This window comes from Roseateles sp. P5_B10 (assembly GCF_056400485.1).
This window is the reverse complement of the sequence record NZ_JBFULE010000708.1, coordinates 1-2710: the sequence shown is the minus strand read 5'-3', so window position 1 is coordinate 2710 and position 2710 is coordinate 1. Positions and strand designations below refer to the sequence as shown.

General features: G+C 67.5%; 2 protein-coding genes. Both read left to right on the top strand.

What is annotated here, in order from left to right:
• A partial coding sequence (locus tag AC1DU6_RS26310) for a Tim44 domain-containing protein (RefSeq protein ID WP_477860719.1) occupies positions 1–764 on the top strand: 764 nt, incomplete at its 5' end.
• Positions 765–846: 82 nt separating this feature from the next.
• Positions 847–2710 (top strand): S9 family peptidase (locus AC1DU6_RS26305; protein ID WP_477860717.1); only part of this gene is annotated, 1864 nt, incomplete at its 3' end.

The following is a 2710-nucleotide window of genomic DNA, read 5'->3' as shown; positions in this document are numbered from 1 at the left end:
GTGGTGGCCTGAAGCGCAGCGTGCCTACCCAGACCGCGCCACAAACGCCGCCCGCCCAGCAGCCTGCGCCCCAGCAAGCCGCTCCCGGCAAACAGGCTGCTGCAACACCCGCGGCCGCTCCCGCGGCGGCGCCCAAACGCTCCTGGCTTGGCCCCATTGCCGGCCTGGCCGCAGGCCTGGGCCTGGCCGCGCTGGCCAGCCACTTCGGTTTTGGCGGCGAACTGGCCAGCATCATGACGATGGTGCTGCTCGGCCTGGTGGCGGTCTTCGTGATTCGCTTCCTGGTGCGCCGCTTCGCCGCGCCGAAGCCGCAGCTCGCCGGCGCCAACGGCGCCAACTTCCGGGCAGCCGAGCCGGCGTGGAATTCGGCAGCGGCCACGGTTTCCGGCGCTGCCGCAGCCCCCGCGGACTTCGACGCCGCGGGCTTCGAGAAGCTCGCCAAGCAGGTCTTCATCCGCCTGCAGGCCGCCAACGACGCCGGCGACCAGGCCGACCTGCGCCGCTTCACGACGCCGCAGATGTACGCCAACATCCAGCACGATCTGCTGGAGCGCGGCGCACAGGCTCAGCGCACCGAGGTGCTGCAGCTCGAAGCCAACGTCGTCGATGTCGCGACGGAGACCGGAGAACAGATTGTCTCCGTGCGCTTCTCGGGCCTGGTGYGCGAGAAGAGCGAACAGGCCGCGGAGGACTTCGACGAGATCTGGCATCTGGTCAAGGCCGGTGACGGCTGGCTGATTGCCGGCATCCAGCAGACCGCATGACCCAAGGCATAGCGGGTTAGACCCGAGTCCGGGCCAGTCGAGAATGGGCGCTTCGAGCGCCCATTTCCTTTTGAGGCCCCACATGATTCGTTTGCGTCTTTCTCTTTGCGCACTCGGCACAGCATTGCTGGCCGCCTGCGCCTCTTCTCCTGCGCCGGCACCGGTCTCCACGGCTGTGGTTGCGCCCAATGCGAACCTGGTCATCCAGGGCATCCCGCCCGTGCCCCAGAGCCTGGTTGACGCCATCGGCCGCTACAACGACTTCCGCGGCCACGCCTTCGCCGACTGGCACCCGACCCAGCGCGAGATGCTGGTCAGCCACCGCAAGGCCGGTGCCAACACGGCGCAGATCTTTCGCGTGACGACGCCGCTGACCGATGGCGAGCAGCTCACCGACGGCATCGACCCGGTCGTGCGCGCGACCTACGAACCGCGCAACGGTCAGTACATCGTCTTCGAGCGCGCCACCGGTGGCAACGAAGTCGCGCAGCTCTATCGCCTGCCGCTGAACCAGGCTGGCGCTCAGCCAGTGCTGCTGACCAATCCCAACGAGCGCCACTCCATCAACACCTGGCTGCGCAGGAGCGGCCGGCTCGTCTACTCCTCGGTGCCCATCGACCGCACCGCCCAGGGCGGCACGCGCACCAAGATCACCACCACGCTGTGGTTGATGGACCCCGAAAAGCCCGAGGCGCGGCGCAAGCTGGCCGAGCTGGACGGCGGCGGCTGGTTTGCCGGCCGCCCCTCGCCCGACGAGCGTCTGGTGTCCTTGACGCGCTATCTGTCGGCCAATGAATCGCAGATCTGGATGCTGGACCTGGACAGCGGCGTGGCCAAGCAAGTCGCGCCGACGGCGGGCAGCCAGGAGGCCAAGGCCACCTACTCACCCGCCGGCTGGGCGCCCGATGGCCGCTCGCTGTGGATTGCCAGCGACCGCGCCGGCGAGTTCCGCGAGCTGATGAAGCTGGATCTCGCCAGTGGCCGCATCGACCGTGTCAGCAGCCACATCCCTTGGGACGTCAGCGGTGTCACGCTGACCGAGGACGGTGCCAGGCTGGCGGCCCAGTTCAATGTGGATGGCCGCGACGAGCTGCATTTCTTCGATGCGGCGACTGCCAAGGAAGTACCGGCCGCCGCCCTGCCGAAACTGCCCGAGGGCAATGTCGGCGCCGCTTCCTACCACCACGGTCGCGGTGAGCTCGCTTTCTCAATCAGCAATGCCCAGGGCCCGAGCCAGATCTATTCGCTGGGCACGGACGGCAAGGTCCAGCAATGGACGCGCGCCACAGCCGCGCCTGGTGTCGACACTGCCGCTTTCAGCGAGCAGAAGATCGTGCGCTGGAAGAGCTTTGACGGCACGATGATCTCGGGTCTGCTCACCGCCCCACCGAAGAAGTTCTCCGGCAAGCGCCCGGTGCTGATCTCCATCCACGGTGGCCCCGAGTCCCAGGCCAGTTTCGGCTTCCTGGGCCGCAACGCCTACTACGTGCAGGAGCTCGGCATGGCACTGATCCAGCCCAATGTGCGAGGCTCCAGCGGCTACGGCAAGAGCTTCCTGGCGATGGACAACGGCTTCAAGCGCGAGGACTCGGTCAAGGACGTCGGCGCCCTGCTCGACTGGATTGCCACCCAACCCGACCTCGACGCCTCGCGCGTGCTCGTCACCGGCGGCAGCTACGGCGGCTACATGACGCTGGCCGTGTCGACGAACTACGCCGACCGCATCGCCGGTTCCATCGACGTCGTCGGCATCTCGCACTTCGTGACCTTCCTGAACAACACCGAGAGCTACCGCCGCGACCTGCGCCGGGTTGAATACGGCGATGAGCGCGACCCGGCGATGAAGGCCCACCTGGACAAGATCTCGCCGCTGACCAACGCGGTCCGGATCAAGAAGCCCCTCTTCGTCATCCAGGGCAAGAACGACCCGCGCGTGCCCTACACCG